This is a genomic window from Bdellovibrio sp. BCCA (assembly GCF_037996825.1).
Taxonomy (GTDB): domain Bacteria; phylum Bdellovibrionota; class Bdellovibrionia; order Bdellovibrionales; family Bdellovibrionaceae; genus Bdellovibrio.
In genome coordinates this window covers 530,080-553,599 of sequence record NZ_JBBNAC010000001.1, presented here as the reverse complement: position 1 = coordinate 553,599, position 23,520 = coordinate 530,080, and the positions used below count along the sequence as shown (strand labels likewise).

General features: G+C 45.1%; 19 protein-coding genes. 1 reads left to right on the top strand and 18 read right to left on the bottom strand.

The genetic code is table 11. The features are described from left to right. Positions 1-68 precede the first annotated feature (68 nt). The gene (locus tag AAAA78_RS02785) at positions 69-275 is read left to right on the top strand and encodes a hypothetical protein (RefSeq protein ID WP_295900418.1); all 207 of its coding nucleotides are present in this window, start codon (positions 69-71) and stop codon (positions 273-275) included. A gap of 44 nt (positions 276-319) precedes the next feature. Here AAAA78_RS02785 and AAAA78_RS02780 read toward each other — a convergent pair whose 3' ends face one another. From AAAA78_RS02780 to AAAA78_RS02695, 18 genes are all read right to left on the bottom strand, one after another. Next, positions 320-1,705 carry an aldehyde dehydrogenase family protein gene (locus tag AAAA78_RS02780; protein WP_340590193.1) on the bottom strand — a complete coding sequence of 462 codons (1,386 nt, stop codon included), beginning with the start codon at positions 1,703-1,705 and terminating at the stop codon, positions 320-322. 8 nt (positions 1,706-1,713) lie between these two features. Beyond that, on the bottom strand, positions 1,714-3,273 hold the full coding sequence (locus AAAA78_RS02775) for a chemotaxis protein CheB (protein WP_340590192.1): 1,560 nt from the start codon (positions 3,271-3,273) through the stop codon (positions 1,714-1,716). Further along, positions 3,273-4,037, bottom strand: a complete 765-nt coding sequence (locus tag AAAA78_RS02770) for a chemotaxis protein CheW (RefSeq protein WP_340590191.1) — start codon at positions 4,035-4,037, stop codon at positions 3,273-3,275. Before AAAA78_RS02770 ends, AAAA78_RS02775 begins: the two co-directional genes overlap by 1 nt. Further along, the gene (locus tag AAAA78_RS02765) at positions 4,034-5,770 is read right to left on the bottom strand and encodes a chemotaxis protein CheA (protein WP_340590190.1); all 1,737 of its coding nucleotides are present in this window, start codon (positions 5,768-5,770) and stop codon (positions 4,034-4,036) included. Before AAAA78_RS02765 ends, AAAA78_RS02770 begins: the two co-directional genes overlap by 4 nt. Positions 5,771-6,122: 352 nt before the next feature. Then, positions 6,123-7,637, bottom strand: coding sequence for a di-heme oxidoredictase family protein (locus AAAA78_RS02760; protein ID WP_340590189.1), 1,515 nt, complete (start codon positions 7,635-7,637; stop codon positions 6,123-6,125). Between the two features lie 11 nt (positions 7,638-7,648). Further along, positions 7,649-8,734 (bottom strand): imelysin family protein, encoded by a 1,086-nt coding sequence (locus tag AAAA78_RS02755; RefSeq protein ID WP_340590188.1) that lies wholly within the window; start codon positions 8,732-8,734, stop codon positions 7,649-7,651. A 20-nt stretch (positions 8,735-8,754) separates the two neighbouring features. Then, positions 8,755-10,107, bottom strand: coding sequence for a hypothetical protein (locus AAAA78_RS02750; RefSeq protein WP_340590187.1), 1,353 nt, complete (start codon positions 10,105-10,107; stop codon positions 8,755-8,757). Between the two features lie 160 nt (positions 10,108-10,267). Continuing rightward, positions 10,268-11,302, bottom strand: a complete 1,035-nt coding sequence (locus AAAA78_RS02745) for an NAD(P)H-dependent flavin oxidoreductase (protein WP_340590186.1) — start codon at positions 11,300-11,302, stop codon at positions 10,268-10,270. Further along, entirely contained in the window at positions 11,299-11,538 is a 240-nt protein-coding gene (locus AAAA78_RS02740) for a DUF1653 domain-containing protein (protein WP_340590185.1), read from the bottom strand. The genes AAAA78_RS02745 and AAAA78_RS02740 overlap by 4 nt, the downstream gene beginning before the upstream one ends. A 7-nt stretch (positions 11,539-11,545) precedes the next feature. After that, a complete protein-coding gene (locus tag AAAA78_RS02735) occupies positions 11,546-11,947 on the bottom strand; it encodes an HIT family protein (RefSeq protein ID WP_340590184.1) in 402 nt (133 codons plus the stop codon). An 83-nt stretch (positions 11,948-12,030) separates the two neighbouring features. Further along, entirely contained in the window at positions 12,031-13,548 is a 1,518-nt protein-coding gene (locus tag AAAA78_RS02730) for a L,D-transpeptidase family protein (RefSeq protein ID WP_340590183.1), read from the bottom strand. Between the two features lie 136 nt (positions 13,549-13,684). Continuing rightward, entirely contained in the window at positions 13,685-17,152 is a 3,468-nt protein-coding gene (locus AAAA78_RS02725; RefSeq protein WP_340590182.1) for a beta strand repeat-containing protein, read from the bottom strand. A 203-nt stretch (positions 17,153-17,355) separates the two neighbouring features. After that, a complete protein-coding gene (locus AAAA78_RS02720) occupies positions 17,356-18,495 on the bottom strand; it encodes a citrate synthase (protein WP_340590181.1) in 1,140 nt (379 codons plus the stop codon). Between the two features lie 145 nt (positions 18,496-18,640). Next, a complete protein-coding gene (locus AAAA78_RS02715) occupies positions 18,641-19,531 on the bottom strand; it encodes a PP2C family protein-serine/threonine phosphatase (protein ID WP_340590180.1) in 891 nt (296 codons plus the stop codon). Between the two features lie 42 nt (positions 19,532-19,573). After that, positions 19,574-20,746 carry a hypothetical protein gene (locus AAAA78_RS02710; RefSeq protein ID WP_340590179.1) on the bottom strand — a complete coding sequence of 391 codons (1,173 nt, stop codon included), beginning with the start codon at positions 20,744-20,746 and terminating at the stop codon, positions 19,574-19,576. Next, a complete protein-coding gene (locus AAAA78_RS02705) occupies positions 20,724-21,479 on the bottom strand; it encodes a class I SAM-dependent methyltransferase (protein ID WP_340590178.1) in 756 nt (251 codons plus the stop codon). Before AAAA78_RS02705 ends, AAAA78_RS02710 begins: the two co-directional genes overlap by 23 nt. Next, positions 21,455-22,522, bottom strand: coding sequence for a prenyltransferase (locus tag AAAA78_RS02700; protein ID WP_340590177.1), 1,068 nt, complete (start codon positions 22,520-22,522; stop codon positions 21,455-21,457). Before AAAA78_RS02700 ends, AAAA78_RS02705 begins: the two co-directional genes overlap by 25 nt. Beyond that, entirely contained in the window at positions 22,519-23,475 is a 957-nt protein-coding gene (locus AAAA78_RS02695; protein WP_295904110.1) for a polyprenyl synthetase family protein, read from the bottom strand. Before AAAA78_RS02695 ends, AAAA78_RS02700 begins: the two co-directional genes overlap by 4 nt. Positions 23,476-23,520: the final 45 nt, after the last annotated feature.

The window sequence follows — 23,520 nt, the reverse complement described above, 5'->3', positions numbered from 1 at the left end:
TGGCTCCTTAATGCTCCAGGATGGAGCCTTGGCCGTAAAGGTCGATGAACTCGAAGGAACGAGACAAAATGGAATACAGCAAGATCAACTACTTTGAAAAAGCCGACTCGAAAAAGCACCGCGAGTTTATAATTTCTCAAAACAATTGCATACTTTGCGGCACAGTGCTGGAGCTAAAACACATTGCTGATCGCGGAATTTCTGAAATCAAAGAAGAAGCATTCTGCCCTCATTGTGAAGTCAAAACTCGGGCGAAAACGCATAATTTGAATTGAGCTTCGTCAAGAATTCGACAGGGGATTTCGTCAGAAGGTTGACGTTATAAGGTCCCCGCCAATTTTTTTACATCCGAATAAAAGCTTCCAGACCAAGACATCTCAGGATTTCCAAAGCTGGATTGCTTATGTCCAAAGATGATTTCTGTCTCGCCTTTTGTCCAAGAGTTCACCCACACGTAAGCGCACTCTAATTGCGAAATCACCTTCATCACTTTTTCCGAAGGTCCCCACACAATACCTGAATGAGCAAGATAACTTGTATTCGCCCACTTTAAGCTTTCGTGTTGATACTTTACCGGAGTTATTAACAACAACGGTCCTTGCAATTCATCTTGTTGAAGAACGCTACAGTTCGGAAGATCAAGCATCACAGTGGGCTTATAAAAATAACCGGGACCGTCGAAACGGGCGCCGCCGACAAACACTTTTCCGTGCTCTTCTACACCGCTATGAATTTTTGCATCAATGCTTTGGATCGCTTCCTCTGAAATCAAGGGCGTCCACACTTCAGAACCGCGCGGATCTTTAAGAGGTGTTAATGTTGAGAGATATTCTTTAGCGACATTCAAAAAATCCTGCGCAAAGGATTCAAGAACAAAGATGCGTGAAATATTCCAACAAAGTTGACCTTGCCCCATCAAAAATGGACGAAGGATTTCGGGCATCAAATTTTTATAATCTGTATCTGCCAAAACAATCGCGGGATTCTTTGCACTCCCATTGAGTTGCATTTTTTTGAACTGTGAAAGACCTGCCTTTGCAATGCTTTCCATGGTTGAAGTTTTGCCAACGGCCGTGACCGCGTGAATGCTGGGGTGACCTGCAATCACTTGAGCAATATCACTTCTGCCTTGCAAAACATTGATGACACCCGCTGGAACTTGCGCCGCTTTGGCGACCTCACCCAGAATTTTCGCCGTGATCGGAGACTGCTCGGAAATTTTTATGATCACAACATTTCCAGCAGCCAAGGCCGGAGCCAATCTTTCGATCACGAGTTTTAAGGACAAGCACCATGATGTGATAAGACCCATCACACCGTTAGGTTGTTGTACAATATGTATCGAATTTCCTAGCAAAAGACTTTGCGCATTGTTTTTCAAAATTTGAATCGCGGGTTTCACACTGTTTTCTAGAACGAATGAATGCGAAAGACCTTGGTGAAGGGCTTCTTCATAAGCAATCACATCGGCATTTTGCTCTAGGTAAGCGGCCATTTTAGCTAACAACTCAGATCTATTTTCTTTTGAAAGCTCTTTAAAAAGAGGTGCCGCTTTTTTTGCGATCTGCAAAGTTTTAATGACGTCCATGGCATCGCTTGACGCCACTTGCGCTAAAACACTTCCATCAAAAGGAGAATATTTTGTGAAGGTTGCCTTGCTTTCGGCAGGAACAAATTCCCCGCCTATAAAATTTGAGAGGTCCAAAGAACATCCTAGTACAAGTTTTGGTTTCGATACTGCATCAAATGATGCGCCAACATATCTGATTTAAGTACCTCATCCGCAACTCCAAGTTCAATGGCTTTCTGTGGAGCATAGGGAAATTGCGCTTCTTCAGGGTGCTGCACGACGCTAGCGCCACCCTTTTTCTGCACTTCAATAAGACCGTCGACGCCGTCCGTTCCGAATCCACCTAACAACACAGCGTAGACACCTTTGGAATAACTTTGGGCTGCTGACTGAAACAAAACGTTGCTTGATGGCAGCTGCGAACAAACAGGTGCCCCTTTTACGATGTTCAACATAGGACCATGCGGACCCGCTTGAATTTTTCCGTGATGTTCAGAAGGGATAAAATATACATGTCCCATTCTTAAGAAATCTCCGTCCTTTGCAACAACGGATGTCACTTTTGAACCGACCTTCAGTTTACTGATAAAGGCTGTGATAAAATTCGCTACCGTACTGCATGACACCACCACAGGAGGCGTATCCGCAGCCAATCCTTTTACGAATTTTTCCAAGGCGTCGGCACTTCCGGCATTCCCCCCAAGAACAACGACTTTTAGCTCCGCAGCTTTTCTAAGTGTAGAGGTCGCGTTGTTTGCGCTTTTCATTTCCATCACTGGCGGAGCTTCTTTTAATTTTTTAAGGACATTGACTGAAGCCGCCGCACGAACTTTATCGACGAGCATTCCTGCAAGGTCCTTTAAAACTGCCGGGTCAAATTGCGAAGGCTTATGAACGAATTCAATTGCACCTAGCTCTAACGATTTCAATGCGGCTTCCCCGGTGCTTGCAAGAGATGACACCATCACGACAGGTATTGGATGATGCTTCATGATTTTTTCTAAGAACATCACACCAGACATTTTCGGCATCTCGATGTCCAAAGTAATTACATCTGGTTTTTTATTCAGAATAAGCTCGCGAGCTTGATAGGCATCCGCCGCAGCTCCGACCACTTCCAAACCGTTCTTGGTAAAAATATTTGTGAAAAGAGTTCTTACCGTCGCCGAGTCATCGACAACCAGAACTTTCACGTTTTTCGCTACAGACAAGGGTTTGAAGCCCGAGACATCCACAGGTCTTTCCACAGTGCCGTCTTTTGAAGAGTTGTGAAGCACGTCAAAAGTCGCCGTGTTCAACTTAATGGTTCTGGCAGACTCACCTGCGACATTTTTTTCTAAAATAGGAATGCCCAACTCCTTAAGCATTTTTTCAGCCAAATCGATATTGCGTTTTCCGATACCATCACCTAGCTGTGCCACACTGATAACGTTAGCACCGCCGTAAATCTTGGCTTGCAACTTATTGCGATTCGCTCCTAAGCGCACACACTCTTCAATAAGAATGGGAATCGCGTGACTTCCATAACGGGTATTGGCTCTTTCTTCAGGAAGACCGTCTGATAAAAGATAATGGTTCAAGCCGCCGATTCTAGTTGTCGGATCATAAATGGCTACCGCCACACAAGAACCCAAGAGAGTCGAAATGATCGTTTCTTCTTTAAAGGCCGCCACTTTTCCGGGAAATAAATAGTGTGTGTTCATTATGCCACCAGTTTTTCTAAATCCAGCACCATGACACTTTTATTTTCTCTAATAAAGAATTGCTTCACAAAGGAAACTTGGATCATAGCTGAATGGTTTTCTATATTTTGAAGTTCTGAATCGCGTAGGCTTAAAAGGTCGTCGGTTTCAGTGACCTGCAAAGAAAAACGCACGCCTTCATGTTCGCAGATAATGTAATAAGAATTTTTAGCGTCCACTGTTGCAAAGCCATGATCTTGAAAATTCACGACAGGAACGGCTTCGCCTCGAAAGGGAATCACACCAAGAAGTCCCGGCTTTTTTTGAGGTAATGAGTAAAGAGGTAAATGGCTGCTGATTTCCACGACGTTGAGCAAGGGAATCGCAAAATCTTGCGCGCCCCAACGGCAGTGCAAGAACAAAGTTTCATGGCGGCTCTCGGCCACCAAAGAAAATTTTGCGGCAAGCTCTGTAGAATCTGTTTTTTCAACGATCAAAGCTTCAGCATAAGCTTTAACCGCTTTTAGAGATTTTATGAACTCGGCCGCTTCTTTTTGAGCTTCCGTCCTTTTTTCAAAGCCGTCTAACCATTCTGCGAAGAAATTAAATTCGTTGGTTTTCGCGTCGACAGCCCAGGCTCTTGTTTGCTCAGAAACTTCATTCCGGATACGCTTCCACAAAGAATCGTCCACAAGATCTATAAACTTGTCTGCTTCTTTCGCCAGGTTATCGAGAAAGTAGGTTTTTAACTCGGCTGTAAAGTCATCACCAAAGAAGTCACTCATGCTGCTTCCTCCACTGAGCCGGGCTGTCTAACCATTAACGCAATCAACTTTTCAGGATCTACGATGTACGTTACTTTTTCGTCCGCCAGGATTGAAATTCCCTTGAAGCCTTTTTGTTCACCGACGATCTTTCCAAATGATTTCACTACAAGATCCGTCTGAGCTTCGATTTTATCCACCAAGAGTGCAAAGATAGCATCTTTGATCTTAACAAAGACAGCAGATGAAGAACGAACTTGTTCCTCACTTGCGGTAGTTCTTAAGCAGAGCATTTCACCGTAATTCATTAAAGGAACTGTGAATCCACTGAACTGACAATAACGAAGGTGATCAACTGTTGTGATCTGCATTTCTGCGCAAGAACTGATATGAGCCACGGATGTTAACGGCACAGCAAATTGGAAATCCTGCCATGCACAGAGCAAAGCACTTTCCACCATAATGTGCTGAGGAATGGGCATTTCGAGTCTAAAACAAGCGCCTTGCCCGGGGTTGTTTTCGATAAATATTTTTCCTTGATACTTTTCAACTGTGGCAAGAACGATGTCCATACCCACGCCACGCCCGGAAATCGTCGTGACTTTTTCCTTCGTTGAAAAACCCGCGTTGAAAATAAAGCGATAGACTTCATCGTCGGAAAGCTTTGCCGCAGTCTCTTCTGTTACCAGTGCCAGCTTTAAAGCTCGCTGCAAGATACGTTCTTTGTCCAAACCTTTTCCGTCATCTTTAAAAACCACGTGAACGGTGTTGTTCTTTTCAAAAACTTCGAGAGACAAAGAACCAATCGGGGATTTCCCCTGGAGGGCTCTTTCAAATTGATCTTCGATACCATGGTCAATAGAGTTGCGCGCAACATGCACCAACGCTTCATAGAGATCTCTTCCCAAGCCTTTATCAATAAGAAGCTCTCCACCATGAATTTCAAAGTGGACGTTTTTGTTCAGCTCCGTTGAAGCTTGGCGAACAAGAACATGCAAGCCTTGGAAACTTTCACTGGCTTTTTCTTTACGAACAGATTGAACCTGATTCTGAAACTGATCGCAAATCTTAGAAAGATTTTGTGAAAAATCCGTCTGGCGTCTTTCAAAAAGTTCCGGTTGTGAACGAAAGTTCACTGTCTGGTTCATCATTTGAAAGAAGTTTTTTAACACGAGAAGCTCGCCAGAAATTCTAAGGAACTCATTAAGCTGCTTCACCGAAAGCCAAACACCTTCATCTTCCGCGGAAGAAGCTTGCACCGTTCTTACGACAGAACGGTGGACGACGTGGCCTTCATCAGAAAACTCGAAACCGCCATATGCAGAAATTAGTTCGATGGCTTCGCTGAGTTCTTCCGGAAAAAGTTCGCGCTTGTCTCGTAAACTTTGAGCTAGAACTTTGAGAATGCGGGAACTCTTTAAAAACAAATCGATGCACTCTTTGGGAACCGGACGCGATTCGCGCTTAATACGGGTAAGAAGCGCCTCAAACTCATGAGCAAGAGAACCCATCAACTGTCCACCAGGAACGGAACCGACACTGCCTTTAATGGTATGAACTTTACGGAAAAGTAAATTGATTTGGTCCGCGTTTGTAGGATCGGCTTCAAGTTTAAGAATCAGACCGTCGAGATCTTCAAGAATCTCTTTGGATTCTTCAAAAAAAACGCGTGAGACTTCTTCGACTTGTTCGAAATCAATGAAAACGGCGGCTTCCTGTTGTGTATTTTCAAGTTCAGATTTTTCGTCAGACATAACTCTTGGAAGATCCCGCTTTCAATCAGTGTAAAGTTCCAAGAATTTATCGGCATTTTCAAAGATTTAAGTTAGATACTTCGGAGACTTATGAGACCAGATTTTTGTTAAAAAATGGAAGAGCGACCTTGCGGTCGCTCTTGATTATGATTCTTTTAGAATCCAGGCGAAGGACTAGCCGGCTAAGAAGCCGTCACCTCCGCCTTGGTTATGTCAGATGTTTTAACCATAAGCACCACCTCCTCTCCAGCCCCAATAGAAGCTTTAGATGATAGTACAATGGTCTTAACAAAATGCGCCATAGTTTCATGGTCCAGTTTTTTTCTGAACCATTCAGATTGAAACAGTCAAACTACAAAGACCTGATGAACTGGATCAAAGCAGTACGGTCTGCCTTTGGAAGTTTCGCAAAATTAGATTTTGAAAATTCTGCTTCCCCACCATGCCACAAAATCGCCTCTTCAATAGTGCGAGCCCGACCGTCGTGCAGGAACCCAGCGCGCGGATTGATTGTTTGAGTATGCCCCAAACCCCAAAGCGGACGCGTCTTCCACTCACTTCCGGTGGCATCGAAATCTTGGCGTCCATCAGCAAGTCCCTCTCCCATGTCGTGTAAAAGCATATCCGTGAAAGGATAAATTTTTTGATTACGGAAAGCGGGATTTGCGTGATCGCCCGTTACAAAACTGGGTTGATGGCAGCTTGTGCAACTGACCTGATGAAATAAGTTGGCGCCGCGAATGATTTCTGCTTCATCAACATTGCGACGAGCTGGAACTGCGAGAGTTTGTGAGTAAAACACAAGATCGTCCGCCACTTCGCGCGAAGCTTCAACCACTGTGGGACGAGTCTTTCCTTGCATGAAAAGATCATAGAGGGCTGTACCGACAATGCTCTCTTGAGGGAAAGCATAGTTTGTCACGCCGATGTCACCGCGAAGGGCTCCGAGTGATTGATGGAAAACAGACGGCGTATTGTTTTTTAAACCAAATCGTCCCATCGAAACAGGATAAGGATCGTGAACCATGCTCTTTTGAATATCAAAAACGTAGTTCGGTTTTCCGCTGACACCTTCGCTTGAAAGATCGCGAGCGGCCAACGCGAGAATGTCGGATTCCTTGATCGCCTCAAGAAGTCCAAGACCAATCATAGGCGTTCCGATACGTGCGCCCATCTTTACATCTTTTTCGTAAAGACGACTGCGCGTTTGTCCCGTAACGGAATCAAAATATTCATCGTAAGCATCTGTGATCTTGAAGATCGGCTTACGCAACTGCACCACTTCTCCGTCGGAATAAGTGAAGGTGCTTTTTTCGTACTTCATCCAAACCTGCGCTTGGCCTACGCCGGGAAGGTCTTCGCGCACTCCCATGGAACCTAAATGAAAGAGTTGATCTGAAAAACCAGGAACAGCAACAGGAGCACCCCAATTATTTTGAGCACTCTTTGGATGTTGGACGCCGTCTTCAATACTGATGCGCAAAAAGACCGCTTCGTTTTGTCTGAGCGGAACCCACTCTTGACCAAACGGAATTACCGGCAAAGCACCGCGACCGTCTTTAGAGTGACAAGCATTGCAGCTTGTATTGTTGAAAACAGGTCCCAAACCGTAGTCAAAACGACTGGCATCATCAGAAAAATTTCTTTCAAAAAGAGCATCGCCAGTTAAATGCTGACGAATTTGATCTTCCGTTAAGTTTGCAGCGGGATTCCTGAAAGCCTGAACCGATTCTCCTCTAAAAAAAACCGTCGTGTCACCGCCTGACTTAATAGCGCGCACGTAGTCCATATCAATTGAAGGAGCCGCGTTTGCCGCCGCTCCCATAATCATTCCACTTAAAGCAGTTAGAACAATCCAAGCTTTCACATGTTCCCCTATTACATATCCAAGGTCGGAAGAACTTCAGACTCTAGAACACCGTGAAGAGCATTCAAGGCGTCGATGGCTTTTTGTGTGCGTGCACGACCATCTGGCGTGAAGATCGCTTGACCGAAATCGCCACCGTTGGCTGGGCGGATTGCTTGAATCAACTGCATGCAGTTCAAAATGTCTTGCTCTACTTGAGATGCCAAAGCAGGGTTTACTCTTTCAACAAGAGCTTTCACGCCCGGACCTTTTGTTGTTCTATAGTGACCTGTGTAGATGCTGTAGACGGAACGAATGTTGTTTGTGAAGTCGTTCAAAGAGTTCCATGCAAATGGTGACTCGACAAGAGCCATGTTTGCAGAACCGATGTCAGCACCCATTGGGTCAGACATCTTACCGTTGGCTACTTCATCAACGATACCCATCATGCCTTGAACAAATTCTTCCATCACGGCTCTGTCAGACGTATAGAATTGGTTGTCAAAACCGGGTTTGCTGATCACCTTTACATAGCCAGGAGCTGACGGATCTTCTGGGTCATAGTTTGTGGACCATGTGTAAGCCAAAGTCGCTGCATGTTCAGCCAACAAAGCCGAAGTCGCTTTCAAATATTCAAACTGTTTACCAGTCAATGCAGTCACTGGTTTTGTATTTGCTGAAGTTCCGTCACCGAACAAAAGATATTCGATCGTGTGGAAACCTTGAAGATTTGTTCCCAGTGCCCGCACGAAATCAGTCGTGATCGCGCGATTGGATTTAAGAACGTTATCAAGATCCAATTTGTTCAAAGGCCAAGTGTCCAACATCGGATCAATACCCAGTGAATCAACTGGTCCAAACAAGAAGGACTCAGAACTTTCCCAAGGAACGCGAGCCGCGCGCCATGCAGTTTGAGCGTTGTTCAAATTTTCTTGAGTAGGATTTGCGGCCAATGTGTCTACAGCCGTTTTTAGGTTTGCAGTTTGCGCCGCAAGGTCATTGTAAGTTGCAAGAATCACATTGTAAGAAACGTGATTGATGATCTCTTGGTTCGTCGCTGCTTGAGCCGTTGCTCCCGCAAATGCGAAAGCTGCGAACATCATTTTAAGAGCTTTCATTTTTTGTCTCCTTTAATAAATTAATTAAAACGATCTAAATCAAATCCAAATGCAATGTTGGCTTGGTAAGTTTCCGGCAAGCCTTCCAATTCTGTTTTTTCACGAGAGTACTGAACTTTCATGAAAGCGGCTGTGTCCCACATCCACATCAAACCCGCCGATTTTTTTGTCATGTTGTAACGAGGATTTTTGTTGATGTTTCCGGCAACATCCGCAAACGTGTCGACATGTTCCTGTTTTAGATAGAACGTCAAATCTTCCAAAGCGTCGTAAGAAACCTGCACGCTTTCAAGACGAGCTTTGCTTCCCAGCGGCGCAAAGGCTTTTGGTTTTGCAAGTCCGCCCAATGTAGCATTGGCCTGAGAAACTTTATCCGCATTATCAAGTTCCCCCAGAATCATTTGTCCTTGAATTCCGAACTTGCCCAATTTGTAAGATCCCAGCAAAGACCAAAGAGTCACAGTCGCCGTGTCTTTCAGCTTGTCGACTTTATATCTGTTTTTTGTTGTGTCACCTTTGTAAGCGGCAATGGCAATGCCTTGGCCTTTTCCCACGTTACCAAACTCTAGACTGCCCACTGTCGCCAAATCATCGGCGTTCATGGTTTCAAAGTGGCGTTGATAACCACCACCAACCCAGTTGTATGTTCTAAAGAATTCAGAGTTTAAACCCGTGACAACTCCCAAACGTCCCGTGAAAAGACCGTACTTTTGCTCAACTTGTACGCCTGTCTCTGTCCATCCTAGCGGAATCATGCGTGCTTCCACATCAGAAGGAAGAATTGAAGGATAGCGGTGTGGTTTTGTAAGAACAGAGCCTAGAGAAATAAATAAAGGAAATTTTCCGACTTTCAAAGTCGTGCCGTATTTGAAAGATTTTTTGTAGTAAACTTCGTGAAGAACAACTTCCCCGCCCTTCTCGATTTCTTGCTCGAACTCACCGAACTCTTCAAATGGATCAAACTCAACGGCTGTCCCAACACCGCCGTGTTCAATTTCCACTTCGAATTCGATTTTTGAATTTTCAGTGAGGATGTATTCACCTTCAAAAGCGAACTCTGCCAAGTCCATTTGACGACGGACAATCGGTTCTAGATTCTGAACTGTTTTAAAAGTTTCATGTTGGCTAAATGAAATATAACCATAAGACTTAAATTCAAATTTCGGGAATTCACCACGCGGCTTTTCAACAGAAGCCGTAGAAGTCGCTACTGGTTTTTCATCATCATCGTCGTCCGAAACTACGGAGGGCTTAACTTCCTCTGGTACAACGGTTTCAACCGTCGTTGTGGTTGTTGTCGTCGTTGTTGTTTCACTTTCTTGAGCGTGAACAAAAGTAGAAAAAAAGATGAGAACTAGAAATACTGATTTCATTGAACATGCTTCTCCGTGAGGGCCCTTTTAGAGAAGCACTATATAAAGGTCAAAATCACCGCCTGTTTTTTAAACAAGTGATAAAGACCTGAATGCCAATTGAAAGCGAGTTGATAAAATTGAGAGACCTTTGTGGAACACCACAATTTCCATGAAAAAACTACGCTGTCAGTTGTTTTATCAACTCACGAATCGAGAGCTCTTTCAAACGTCCAACACCAGTGCCTGCCCACAATGACATAAAATCGGAAAGACCTTTTTCTGTGGCGTATTTGCGTAAGACCTGTGTCAGAGAATTTTGCAAAGGATAATCAGGAAGGTCCTCTTCAAAAGACTTCATTTCCTGCATAAAGCGGTTGGAAACTCCGCGCGCCCAGCGACCAGAGAAAGCTTTTGTTAAAATGGTGGAGCCTGATGAATTTGTAAGAAGTCTTTTCTTAAACTCAGGAGCCGCTGTGCTTTCTTTACAGACTAAAAAAGCGGTTCCCACTTGCACACCCTGTGCTCCCCACTTTTTCGCTTCGCGGACATCGTTGCCGTCGACAATTCCGCCGGCCGCCAGCACAGGAATCTGCACATTGTCCACGATTTGCTCAACAAGCTCTTGAACTGGGATCAGAGGAAATTTTCCATCAAGGAAAGATCCACGATGCCCACCTGCTTCAGCTCCTTGAGCTGCGATCGCATCACACCCGATCTTTTCCAGGAATAATCCTTCTTCAAGGCTCGTGGCTGTTCCAATGATAAAAACACCTTGAGCTTGCAAAGTCTGCATTTTATCCGCAGAGAGAGAGCCAAATGCAAAACTAAAAACAGGCACTTTTTCTTCCAAGACCACCTGGAATTGTTTTTCAAAAAGTTTTTCATCCCAATTGAGTTTGGGCTCCGCCGTGATACCGAGTTCAGCATGATAGCGCGCGAGAATTTTTTTGCTCTCTTCAATCTTCTTCTGATCTAAGTGCACAGGTGTCGGAATAAATAAATTCACCGCAAAAGGTTTCTGAGTGAGTTTCTTTATTTCCTGAATTTGCGCGCGCAAGTCTTCGGGATTTAGGTAACCAGCACCAAGAGTGCCCAATGCCCCTGCTTCACAAACAGTCGCAATAAACGAAGGCGGAGTAAAAGTTCCCGCCATCGGAGCTTGAATGATGGGAAAGGTAGGAAGTTGAAAGCGCTCTTGGATTAGGTTTTTCATTTGAATAAAAATTTAAAGCGAGGAACCTTCTCGCCTTGAACTTCCACAAGTTCAGACCACATATAAGCCGGACGACACCAGAGCCTTCCCAGCGAATTTGGATACAGAGCTTCGTACAAGACAACGTCTTCCAAGGTTTCGCTGTGTTTCCCAAGCCCGATCACGCGGTACTGTTTTCCCTTGTAGTGCTGATAGATGGCTCCAGGAATGATTTCGTTTTCCGGATTTTTTGCCATAACAACCTTACTTCAAATTATCCAAGTGTTTGATGATTTCCGCTTGGATTTGTTTCATCTCTTCATCAGAACGACGTTTCGCTCTCTTGAAATCCAAATCAGGAATCGACCACGCTGGAATCAAGTGCAAGTGATAGTGAGGAACTTCAAAACCAGCAACCATTTGTCCAACACGCGGCGAGCCCGACGCTTTCAAAATCGCTTTGCCGATTTTTTGAGAGATCTTGTGCAAATGAGCATAAGTTTCAGATGGTACTTCCGTCCAATGATTGATCTCTTCTTTGCAGATAACCAAGGTATGTCCCAGGTTCACTTGATCCAAAGCCAAGAATGATAAGACCCGATCATCTTCATAAATTTTATAGCTAGGAAGTTCACCGTTGATGATCTTGGTAAAAATAGAGGCCATTTCTTAACTCCTTTAATCCTTTGGTATTATCCAAAGGTGTGTAAAGGCGAGCAAGCGATGACGTGTCTTGTAAAGCCTGGAGTTTACCAGGCTCCGAGCTTCAACAAGCGAGATCCTTGATCGTAGGTGTCTTCCGCAAATCGAATGACACCGTCGGAACTTAATTGTGACGTCATGAAAACCATATAGACCGGCATGACTTTTTTTAAAGCCACGCGCGTATCCATATCAAGAACCTCACCGGGCTTCGCTGCGTATCGTTCGATCATTTCACGCGTCCAGGGAGTTCCGTGCAAAAGATATTCCGCCAAATCCATAGGACGTTCTAAGCGCACGCAACCCGAGCTGATCAAACGGAAAGGATCAGAAAAAATCTCTCTTTGATTTGTGTCATGCAGGTAAATCGCAAAGGAATTGGTTAACATAAATTTCAACACTCCCAGAGCGTTGTTATAATTAGGTTTCTGACGAATAAATATTTCTGAATCCAGGTTTGGGTCCTGCGCGTGCCAATCGATGGTTGTCGGATCAATTCGTTGCGTGAAATCACGATTCCACACTTCATAGTTTCGTGTTTGGAAATAAGCCTCAACTTCCCAAGGTTGTAACTTACGAATTTCCTCAACCTTGTCTTCCTTGAAAATGGTGGGAGGCACGACCCAAAATGGGTTGATTACGACATAAACTATTTTGTCTTTCAAAGTGGGAGACTTGCGTGCAACACGTCCATTGATAGTCCTAAAGTTCATTGAAAAAAGAGAAGGACCTGTTTTATCAATCAAAGTAAACTGTGACATCGCAAGATTGATAAAAATATATCGATCTTCAAAAGTTTGCGGGAACCAGCGCAATTTCTCCATATCAAGTCGCACTTGCTGTATGCGGCTCTCACACGACGTATTAAGATACTTAAATGTCCTTCCATTCGCGGAAATAACGCCGTCAGGCTTTACGCGAGACATCCATTGAATATCAACCGCGGCGTCAACCATGTCTTCATCAAAGATGTCATCGTTCGAAGGAATATTATAGCCAAGTTGGCGCATGCGTTCCTTAAGAGCCGGAATAGCAGGACTGTACACGCCCGGCTTTAAATCTTTTTTCAATGGCGGCAATTCCGGCCACTGCCCTTGTGAGCAATAAGAAATCAGCTTATGAAGCGCTTCTTTCAGCGCAATGTATTGCGCTGTTTTTGGTACAAGGCTCTCCATGAAAGGGTTCGCACTTGTGCCGCTTGCTAAGAGAAGAACTTTGAGTTGCGGTGCCGTGAGGAATACTTTTTGTTTTAACTTAACATCAACGCCCATAGATTCTGGATTCACAACACCCAAGGAAATATCTTTAAGCAAGTTCAGAAAATTTTCATTGGCCTGAGTTTTTAAAAGAGGATTCCCACCTTGTTGAAAGGACTGCTCCATGGCGTCTGTCCAATAGGCTTTGTAATTCAATCCATGACTTGCAGAGGAAAGCATGGCCGCTCGAATGTCCGGCAAACTTAAAGCGTCGATCACTTCCAGATAATCAGCTTGTTTTGACTGTGTATTTCCCAAACTTGAAAAAAATAAAATCACACCCACAACAATGATTCGAAACGTATTCATGGCTCCTCCTCATGTTTTGTCGCTATATTAATCTTGTCCCGGCGACGAGTTATTGAGGAGGCCTGCTCTGGGCCGCAGACTTGTATATTTCGAAAAGAAAATGAATCGCTTGTCTAATTGCAGACAGCAAGATGTTCTATCTCACTTCTTCGATAGAAAACCAAGTTCTGACATCATTTGGAATTGTGACTGTACCAGCACCGTTAGGCCCAAAGGTCATTTCGAAGTAGTCGCCTGCTGTAACCGCCACGGGACTTGAGCAGAAGTTCGTAATATAAGGAGTCGTAGCTGTGTGTCCTTCTGTGAGCGTATGCGGAAGCCCTGCTGCGAAGGCTCCATTTTTATGAATACCTGAACCAATCATCCCGCTGCTTCCGGGAGCGAAATATCCATAGGCATTTCCGCATAAACGGACCAACGTAACTCCCGCAGGAATTGTAAGTCGTGTAGGAGATCCCGCACTCCAGAATCCGCCAGTATCATAGGTCGCAACATTCCAAGACACAGGACTGACGGCTGTTGCAGATGTTCCTGCATTTAACGCCAACAGTGCTCTTTTCGCAGCTCCAGGATAAGCGGTCGTTTGTGTTGTCGTATCAGGATATTTCACACCACCTGAAGTAGATTCGATAGTTCCGGCAACAGTGAGTTTCTGTCCTGGAGACGCAGTACCGATACCTACTTTGCCATCACTTAAACGCATGACTTCTGTCAAAGTGTTAGCTCCCGTCGTGGTGGTTTGAAAACGCATATAACCACCCGTCGCCGTTGTTGTTGTATCTTCGGAAGTCACAACCGAAATACGTGCTGACGGATTCGAAGCTGCAACTCCCGTTTCATTCGTGCCGTAGAAATTAATCTGTCCTAATCCTTTGGCGCTGACTGTTTGTGATGTTGCCGTATCTGTGCTGTCTGCCGAAGTATAGAAATCGACTCCAGGACCGATGCCGGAAACTTCCGTGCGACGCAATTTGATGGAACTTGTCGAGTAGTTATTGCCTTGCACATCGATGCGATAAGAAGGCGCTGTCGTGCCAATTCCCAGGTTTCCTGCCGCTGTTAAACGCATGCGTTCCAAGTTGCTTGTTGAGTTCAACGGGGTTGTTTGGAAATACAAGTCCGTTCCTGCGGCAGATCCCGAAAAATCTTGTGCTGCTTGCGCCCAGATGGAGGCTCCCATTTTATATCCACCAGCCGCATTGGAACTTCCGTTAAATGCGATCGCTCCAAGAGATTCACCCGATTTCATGACAGCACTGGTGCCTGTTGTGCCACGCATGTTCACGAGATTGATAGAAGGATTTCCCACTGCGCCCACGGCCGGCGAACCTGCATAGTTCACAACGTTAAGAGCCGGATATCGCGCGTTTGTTGTGGAAGTATTTTCGGAGACGACGGACATATTCGCATCGGCGTCCGCTTTATACAGACTCACATCATACCAAGACAAAGCTTGCGTTCCGAAACCTACACTGCCGCCATTGAGAATCGTCATTCGTGTGGTGTTGTTTGTTTTCAAAACCAGGTTGCGGTTGTCAATTGTTCCTAACGTCGCAACAGCTCCGAATGAATTTCCGCCTTGTTTAAAATAAGTCGTATCGTAAGGAGCTGCTGGCAAATCGGCTGCGACAAGAGTACGGAATGTCGGAGTTCCCGCTCCTCCGCTTGGCGCGGCTAAGAACGTATTTGCTGATTTTGAAGCGTAAGTGATTGCCGCATCACCAATGGCAATAGATGTACAAACAAAGCCTCCCGCAGGAGAAACAAAAGTTAAAGTTTGTGCAGCCGTACAAATCGGAAATTGGGTGTAATCCGGTTTTCCACTGAGAGATGTTGAAAGACCCGTGACATCGGCAACGGCAATCGCACTATTCACCCAGTTTGTACCGTTGTATTTTAAATAGTCCGATGTCGTTAAAGACGAAATCGAAAGTGCCGTGCCACTGAGCTTTGCAACAGTAGGGCCTGGATAAGAACCAGAAAGATCTCCACTGGCTGAGCCTGTCGGTGCCGCTCCTGTCGCAGCAATTGTGATCGTGCCATTTCCATTTGTAATATTCACACCACTACCGGCCGTGAGTGTCGCCTTTGTCAGAGTATTTCCAGAGGAATTACCAATAAGAAGTTGTCCATCCGTGAAAGAACTCTGCCCAGTTCCTCCTTGTGCTACTGCTAAAACTCCCGAAGCGATTGTTCCCGCATTCACACTCAAGGTGACAGAGCCCGAAGTTCCACCGCCCGTCAAACCTGCGCCCGCCGTAACTCCCGTGATCGTTCCGCCAGTTCCTGCTGCCGAACTCACAACGTCCCAAGTCGTCCCATTATAGCGATAAATTTTTTGTGTATCTGTGGCGACAAAAAGATCTCCTGTCGAAGGAGTTCCAGGTTTACTCGCATCAGTTCCCGAAGTGATCGCAGGAGCGCTTGCTGGCGCCCACTTGGCTCCGTCCCATTTCAAAATTTGATTGGTTGTCGGCGCCGTTGTATCCACCGGACGATTTTGCAGAGCGACCACTTTTGCCGCTCCAATAGATCCTGTAATATCTCCCGCAAGTCCCACGTTGATCGCCTGACATTGGAAGTTTCCAGAAACGGAATTCCAATACATTGTTTGGCTCACAGTACATCCTGCAGAAGTTACGTAACTATTGAACGCCGATTGAGTCAGATAAGAACTCAGTGTCGTGCTAAGGCCATTCACGTCGGATGTCCCGATCGTTGCAGGTCCCCAGGTTGCGCCACCGAATTTTAAAAACTGTCCATTCGTAGGTGTCGTCGAGCTTACGCCAACACCTTGCAGAGCTGCGACCGTGGGACCTGGATATGTGCCACTGAGATCTCCACTTGCTGTCGATCCTGTTTGCAGTGCATTTACTAGACGCGGATCATTCCCCGCTGCCACTGTATTTGCCGATGTTCCCACATTCAATGTCAAAGTCGGCGTGGAAGTATTGTTGATGATCGTAAGATATGAATTTGCAGAAGTGACATTTGTCACAGTTCCACCACTAGCACCTGCGACGGCGGCACAAGTCAGCGCCGATCCATCCCAGCTTAAGAAAGTGCTCGGCGCACACGTAGGTATTCCGGTTTTAAGAATAAAATCTGAAGCCGTGTTGTTACCCAGTTTTGCCGCCGAATACGAAAATCCTGCATAAGGAACAGAGCGCACGGTTGAGTCTGGAGAAATTGTTTTCCATCCGCTGCCGTCATGAAATTTCACGCGCAACTTACGAACGTCGTCCACCTGTGGACTGTAGGGAGAATTTCCGTCACAGGTCAGTGAGCCGGTATTTTTAAATGCATCCAATAACGTAAACGTTCCATTACCAGGATAGCTTTGCGTTCCGAGCGCACCGATCGGTACATCGAATACACCTCCGGAATTTACCATATTGATACCGTTGACTTGTTCACGATAAAGGACACAAAGACCATCGGGGCTGGTGATTTCAAATTGAAAGCTGACGTTGTTGTACTCGAGTGGAGTTCCGTCCGATTTTAGAATACGCCCCTGATACGTTAATGAACTCGGAGACGTATAACCTGCTACCGCAAAGAAAAACGGAAGAAAGAATGTCCAGAGACGTGCAAGATTAGACATACCTCTTTATCGGCTTTTTAACAGACTCTCTTTAAAGTTTTTCGCTTCAAATTGAGATACTGGACTTAGTATTGAGCTCAATAAGAGATTGTCTCTAAATCTGATTCAAACTTAATAAAATAGAGTGACTCAAATGAAAAAAGGCCGACTTTTCAGTCAGCCTTTTTTGTGCGCCGTAGACGTAAAAAATCCCCTGGCACTTTTTATCTTTGGTTAGCAGGGACCCATTTAAGGCCTTCTTTGCCAGCCCATTTTCCGCGAGGACGGTAGATGCGGTTGTTAGCGTATTGCTCAAACGCATGTGCACACCATCCAGAGATACGAGATGCTGCGAAGATTGGTGTGAACAAATCTGTTGGGATACCCATAGAGAAGTAAACCGTTGCAGAGTAGAAGTCCACATTCGGCATCAAGCCTTTTTCGTTGAACATTGTATCGTCAATCAAAGTCGACATTTCATACATGTGGTGGATACCAGCAGCTTGAGTCAACTTGTCAGACATGCTACGCAAAATACGAGCGCGAGGGTCGCCGTTTTTGTAAACGCGGTGACCGATACCCATTACTTTTTCTTTCGCAGCCAAAGCGTCTTTCACGAATTGCTGAGCTTTTTCCATTGTGCCGATTTTTTGCAGCATCAAGATCACTTGCTCATTCGCGCCACCGTGAAGAGGGCCTTTCAAAGCACCAATCGCAGAAACGATTGCAGAGTGAAGATCAGACAAAGAAGATGCTGTCACGCGAGTTGCAAATGCAGAGCAGTTCAACTCATGGTCGGCGTGAAGGATCAAGCAAGTGTCCATCACTTTTACGTGTTCAGCATTAGGCTCTTTACCACCGCCCAACATGTACATCATGTTCCAAGCGATAGACTTATCAGTTTTAGGAGCGACGGGCTCTTGACCTTTGCGGATCGCATCGAACGCGCAAAGAAGAGTTCCCATTTTCGCCGTCAAACGAACAGATTTTTTCAAGTTCGCTGCAGGAGAATTATCGTTTGCATCAGAATCCCAGTGCGCCATCAAAGAAACAGCCGTGCGCAACCAACCCATCGGGTGAACGTTTGTAGGAATTCCTTTAAGAACTTTGATAAATTCAGGGCTCAAAGCCATTTCTTTGTGAAGTTCCGCAGAGAAAGTTTGCAACTCTGCCGCTGTTGGAAGCTTGTCGTTCCAAAGAAGGTATGTCACCTCTTCAAAAGTTGAATTCGCAGCTAGATCTTCAATTGTGTAACCACGGAAATTAAGAGAATCACCGACGATAAAAGAAACTTTCGTCGTACACGCAACAACGCCTTCCAAACCCTTGTCCAAGGCGCCTTCGTAAATATTTACTTCAGCCATTGTAGTGTCCTTTCTGACTTTCAATATAACATTGTACTCATATCAACATTTTGAACAACAAGTCACCCTCAAACCCTACAAAAGCCGCAAGGCAAACAAGATGAAAACCTGATCGAAACTCAAAAGAGTAACTTATTCGGCGGTCTTAGTTTTTAGCTAGTTTGATGACTCGATCTTTTACTTCAGTGACGATCACGGTTTGATCTCTGACGGGATCGGTTTTGCCGGAGTATTTTTCGTTCGCGAAAAGGATTTCGTTACGGAGTTCGTGCACGCCCTGTTTCGCCGCTCGGGAAATAGCTTCGGAAAGACCGTGGCCTCCCCAGTTAACACCCAGGGAATTCTGCGAGTTCTTCACGCCTTCGGTTGTTAACACCACGCGGTCTCGTGGATTGAGCTGGATCGTGCGACTTTGAGGCTCCGTGTTATAATCTTTGCCCAAGCTTGGGCCCGTTGGCAGAAGCTCCACCAAAGAATCCTGGCCATAAACCTGCAAGAATCCATCGATGGTTCCCACAGAACAATATTGCATTTCGTAACTGCGGCGATCGACAACGCCATAAAAAACGCTGGCCTTGTCGTCGTTCTGAATACTCGGGACAACTTCTTTCGCCAAGAGAGCAACAACTTTGTGAGCCTCAAGCCCGCGACGTGCTTCCATTTGCGAAGAGATTTTAATAATCACTGATAGAAGCATCGATGAAAGCGAATAGCCACTGGCACTAGAAATCAAGATTCCGAATTTCAGTTTATCTTCGTGTTCAAAAATATCGAAGTAATCACCGCCGGAACGCGTACCTGGCAAAAACTTGGTGCTAAATTCAAAACCTTGAACGTTGGGAAGCTCTGTCGGAGATAAAAACTTTTGCAGAGTTTGGGCGAGTTTCAACTCCTGGCTGACTTGAGAGATCATTTTTTCTAAAGCCGTGTTGGCTTTGGAAAGTTCCAAACGATAGCGATGAAGTTCTGCCTCTTTCACCGCAAGTTCGTGTTCAAGTTCTGAAATACGTTCTTTCAAATCATTTTCGTTTGCCATGGCCTTCTATTGTAGAGGCCTCCTGAAAACGTGTCACCCTTTTCAGACCTTGAGACTTTGGTCTAGCAAGGACAGTTGCTGCTCCTCTAATTTCAATCGAGCTTGAATGTGCTCCGGCACTTGGCCTTCTTTTAAGGTTCCCAAGCCCTGCAAGTGGTAGCGAATTTCGCTAAGTCTTTTGTGCACTTTTTCTTTAGCCCAACTCATTGCAGTTGGAGACAAAAGTTCAAACTCTCCCCATTTTGGAGGGAAGTATTTTGCATCTTGCAGTTCATCAACTTTAGCAAGACTTCCGAAATGTCCCCAGATCATTTGTGCGAAGAATTGAACAAATAGAATCACGCCGAATAATAAAACAAATTGTAGACTCTTATCCTGAAATGCAGAGAGATCAGAACCAAACCCGAAATCAAAATAACTGCGTGCTTCCCCGGCAATAAGAAATCCAATCAAAACTCCGGCAATTGAAACGGTGGAAAGTTGCCACCCGATACGACGGCAATCTTGGTTCAGTCCTCGGCTGCGCCACCAGAATAAAATCATGCGGCCGACTCTTTCCCCGGCAACGAGAGCTAAGGCTCCGTTAAAAGAAATCGTATTTGTTAGAAGTAAAGACAATGCTAAGGCCAAAGACCAAAACTCCACTTGCACGATAAAGCTGATCACGACGCTCGCTAATAAAATTCCAATCACAGCACCGAAGCGACCGTCCGCCAGGAAAAAGGCCAAATCACTTTGGCCTAAGACTGTTTGCACGACGCTTGAGTTCCTGAGCATTGTTTCGCCGCCGACAAGAAAAACACCGACGGCGAAAATCCACTTTAAAAGTAATTTAGCTTTCGGAGCTTGCCACACGCCGATCAATCCCAGTGCACAAATTCCTAAAAGAAAAAAACCATTAAAGCTTAAAAACAACAAACCCAGAATCAAAACCCACCACGCACCCAGAGTGTTCAAGCACATAATCAAATTGCTCGCGCGCAGATTTAAAATGCGCAAATTATACAACGCCAATCCCGAATAAAGAGATTTTTGCGGAGACGCCTCTAAAACAACGACATCTAAAGCACGCACAAAGATTTTCGCTGTCGTTGTTTCAAAACCTTTTTCAAAGAAAGACTTTTGAAGTTTTGCAAAGAAAGCTGCTGCATGTTTTTGTGATTCGGTCAGACCAAACATCATCAGGACAAAACTACCCAACCACATAAGTATCATAGCGAACCACCTTTCCTTCATAAGAGTGGCGAACTCCTGGCAAGAGTTCTTCGGCGTGCATGGGACGCTTCACCACCACTCGTTGTACAGGCCATGTCAAAGCCTCTTTTAAAACTTCCGCTGCGTCGTCATCGTGACCGACAAGATCACGGAAAACCACCATCTCTTGCTTAGGAAGCGCTGACTTTTTCTTGTGCGGATACATCGGATCAAAATAAATGCATTCAACATCGAGCTTGCCTTTGTTTTCTTTTAAAAACTGAAGGCTGTCGGCGAAAAACAATTGATACGATTTCAAATAGTCTTTTTCAGTTTTGGCAAAGGCTTCTTTAAGAAGAGCATACAAGACCGGAGATCTTTCAACACCGGTGACTGCAAATCCCAACTGAGTCAGGAAAATACTGTCCACCGCAAGCCCCACAGAAAGATCTAAAACTTTGCGATAGCCTTTCGCCACACCCAAAGCTTTTGCGATCAATTCATTTTTCCCACGATGGCCTTTGCGTTCGTAATCGAGATGATTCTTATCAAAATCAATTTCAAGCAGACGGTTCTCCAGATCACGAACGTAAACACGATCGTTTTCGACATGAAAATGAAAAAAGAAATCAGAAGGATTCGCGGGATTTAAAGGACAGTTAAAAAAATCAGCCCAAGCCTGCGCCTTCAAAAGAGCTTCAACCGAAGCCACAACACAAATCTTAGAACTTAGTGAAGCAGATACCATAGACATTCAAATACCCATAGGCCTATGGTGAGTAAAAAAAGTTGAAAGCCAGAACGGAAGACACCGCGAAGCTCGCTCCCGATGGGGCTTGAAAGATTCTTAAGTTTGTAAACGAAAGTCACAGATAAGAAGAACAAGACGATGGAAAGATAAACTCCCCAGTAAATACCTGCAAACAACAGATGATAAACCAAATTGAAACCAACAAAGAGGCCCCACCAAGCCGCAAGCAAGCGACGAGATTTATCAAAGCCCAACCAGTTCACCGTGTTTGTGAAACCTGCTTGAACACTGGGAAGAATGCTGATGAAGTTTCTTAAGTGCACGATGAAAAGAACCAGCCAACCCCACACACAGCCCAGCCAGAAACTTTCCTGATCAAAGCGCGCACCCATGGAAAGTTGATAACCCACTGTGAGCAAAGGACCCAACATCAAAAACAGCGCGAACTCGCCACCGATTTGATACTTGAATGAATTTTGTTTTTTAAACTGCGCCCACAACCCAACAGCCAATCCCAACGCAATTACGATGGCGACCACAGGAAATGCAAAAACAATGGGAAGCGCACAAAGAATCGCGAGAACCAATAGAATTGTGGAAGACGACTTCACTTGAGCTGCCGTCACCCAACCGTTTTGAATGGCACGACTTCCGCTTTTTTCTAAAACGCGATCCACACCTTTAAGGTGATCCATATAGTCGTTGCGCAAGTTCACAGCGGCAAACGCCAATAGAACTCCCAAAGTCGCAATACCAGTCGTGATCGGATCAAGGATCGTTTGATCGACAATGTTTTTAGTGAGAATTAAAAAAAGTGGCACAAGAATTAATAAAAAACTGCGCGCCTTGAAGGTTCTTAAAAAAACAACCAGTGAAGAAGGACGAGAAATACTTTCGACAGGAACCACGCGAAACGTGACGGTCTCCGATGCCGAATTCACATTGAGCGTTTGCAATGGCAAAGCTCTTTTGTCTTTGGCAAAAGTTCCCATCAAGTAAGATTCAAACTCCGGAGAGTTTTTAGAAAGCGTGATCAATTCACTCACGAAGGCTTCCTTCTCCAGTAAAGAATCTCGGTCAAAGGACGAAGCTGATCGATGAGTTTTTCTTCTCCAGGCTTGAGGAATGTTTTAAGACGGTCCAAATGATGATTGTACATTTGGATAAGGCCTTTGTTCATTTCATCAAACTCAAGAAGTTTTTGGTCGAACTGCGCTTTGCCACCGATGTTGGCGTAGTACTCTTCCAAGTTTTTGCTTTTCACGATGCTGTCGATCTCTTGGCGAGAGCGATTTTTACAAACGTAAGCACCGAAAGAATTTAAATAGCCGGATTTCAAATCACCCAAGATCGCTTTGCCTTCGTCGTTACGAATATCGTAATCAAGAAGGTCATCACTGCGTTGGAAAAGTTGCCCTAGAAGCGTGCCCATCTCTTCCAAAATGCGATGAAGTTCTTCATCATATCTTTCTTGCGCGATGAAGGGAGCGCGAATGCACCACTTAAACAAGCTCGCCGTTTTCAAATTGTGAATGCGATCTAGCTGCTCCAAAGTCACAAAGAAGTCGCCGACGACAGAGTCCTGCAACCACTCCCCTTCAAGCAAATCGGAAATCACTTCGGCTGTGTACTGAACAAGTTTGATATTGCCGTGCCCAGAAAGATTCACCATCACGCGTGCAAGCAAGTAGTCACCTGCCAACACAGCGTACTCGGGAGTGTATTTTAACCACGCCGCCGTTTTTCCACGACGTAAGTGTGAACGGTCGATCAAATCATCGTGAAGCAAAGAAGCATTGTGAATAAACTCAATTGTCTGCCCCAAAAGAAGCTCGGCTTTGGGATCTAATGAGAGATTTGCTCCCATCATACGGATCAATTTTGCGCGAAAGCCTTTGCCACCCGCAAAGAGGTCGTCATAAAGCTTATTCAGCTTGGGCAAATAGGCCGGAAAATCCTTTGGATCATAGACTTTAAGATCAATGACACTTCGCTGCAATTTTGTCTCCTGGAGAGGCCCTAACTTCGCGATTTATCTGCTTGC

Excerpts from the sequence above, each read along its gene's own strand:
- AAAA78_RS02785 (WP_295900418.1), top strand. The coding sequence starts at position 69 with ATGGAATACAGCAAGATCAACTACTTTGAAAAAGCCGACTCGAAAAAG.
- AAAA78_RS02775 (WP_340590192.1), bottom strand. The coding sequence starts at position 3,273 with ATGAACACACACTATTTATTTCCCGGAAAAGTGGCGGCCTTTAAAGAA.
- AAAA78_RS02770 (WP_340590191.1), bottom strand. The coding sequence starts at position 4,037 with ATGAGTGACTTCTTTGGTGATGACTTTACAGCCGAGTTAAAAACCTAC.
- AAAA78_RS02765 (WP_340590190.1), bottom strand. The coding sequence starts at position 5,770 with ATGTCTGACGAAAAATCTGAACTTGAAAATACACAACAGGAAGCCGCC.
- AAAA78_RS02755 (WP_340590188.1), bottom strand. The coding sequence starts at position 8,734 with ATGAAAGCTCTTAAAATGATGTTCGCAGCTTTCGCATTTGCGGGAGCA.
- AAAA78_RS02750 (WP_340590187.1), bottom strand. The coding sequence starts at position 10,107 with ATGAAATCAGTATTTCTAGTTCTCATCTTTTTTTCTACTTTTGTTCAC.
- AAAA78_RS02745 (WP_340590186.1), bottom strand. The coding sequence starts at position 11,302 with ATGAAAAACCTAATCCAAGAGCGCTTTCAACTTCCTACCTTTCCCATC.
- AAAA78_RS02740 (WP_340590185.1), bottom strand. The coding sequence starts at position 11,538 with ATGGCAAAAAATCCGGAAAACGAAATCATTCCTGGAGCCATCTATCAG.
- AAAA78_RS02735 (WP_340590184.1), bottom strand. The coding sequence starts at position 11,947 with ATGGCCTCTATTTTTACCAAGATCATCAACGGTGAACTTCCTAGCTAT.
- AAAA78_RS02730 (WP_340590183.1), bottom strand. The coding sequence starts at position 13,548 with ATGAATACGTTTCGAATCATTGTTGTGGGTGTGATTTTATTTTTTTCA.
- AAAA78_RS02725 (WP_340590182.1), bottom strand. The coding sequence starts at position 17,152 with ATGTCTAATCTTGCACGTCTCTGGACATTCTTTCTTCCGTTTTTCTTT.
- AAAA78_RS02720 (WP_340590181.1), bottom strand. The coding sequence starts at position 18,495 with ATGGCTGAAGTAAATATTTACGAAGGCGCCTTGGACAAGGGTTTGGAA.
- AAAA78_RS02715 (WP_340590180.1), bottom strand. The coding sequence starts at position 19,531 with ATGGCAAACGAAAATGATTTGAAAGAACGTATTTCAGAACTTGAACAC.
- AAAA78_RS02710 (WP_340590179.1), bottom strand. The coding sequence starts at position 20,746 with ATGATACTTATGTGGTTGGGTAGTTTTGTCCTGATGATGTTTGGTCTG.
- AAAA78_RS02705 (WP_340590178.1), bottom strand. The coding sequence starts at position 21,479 with ATGTCTATGGTATCTGCTTCACTAAGTTCTAAGATTTGTGTTGTGGCT.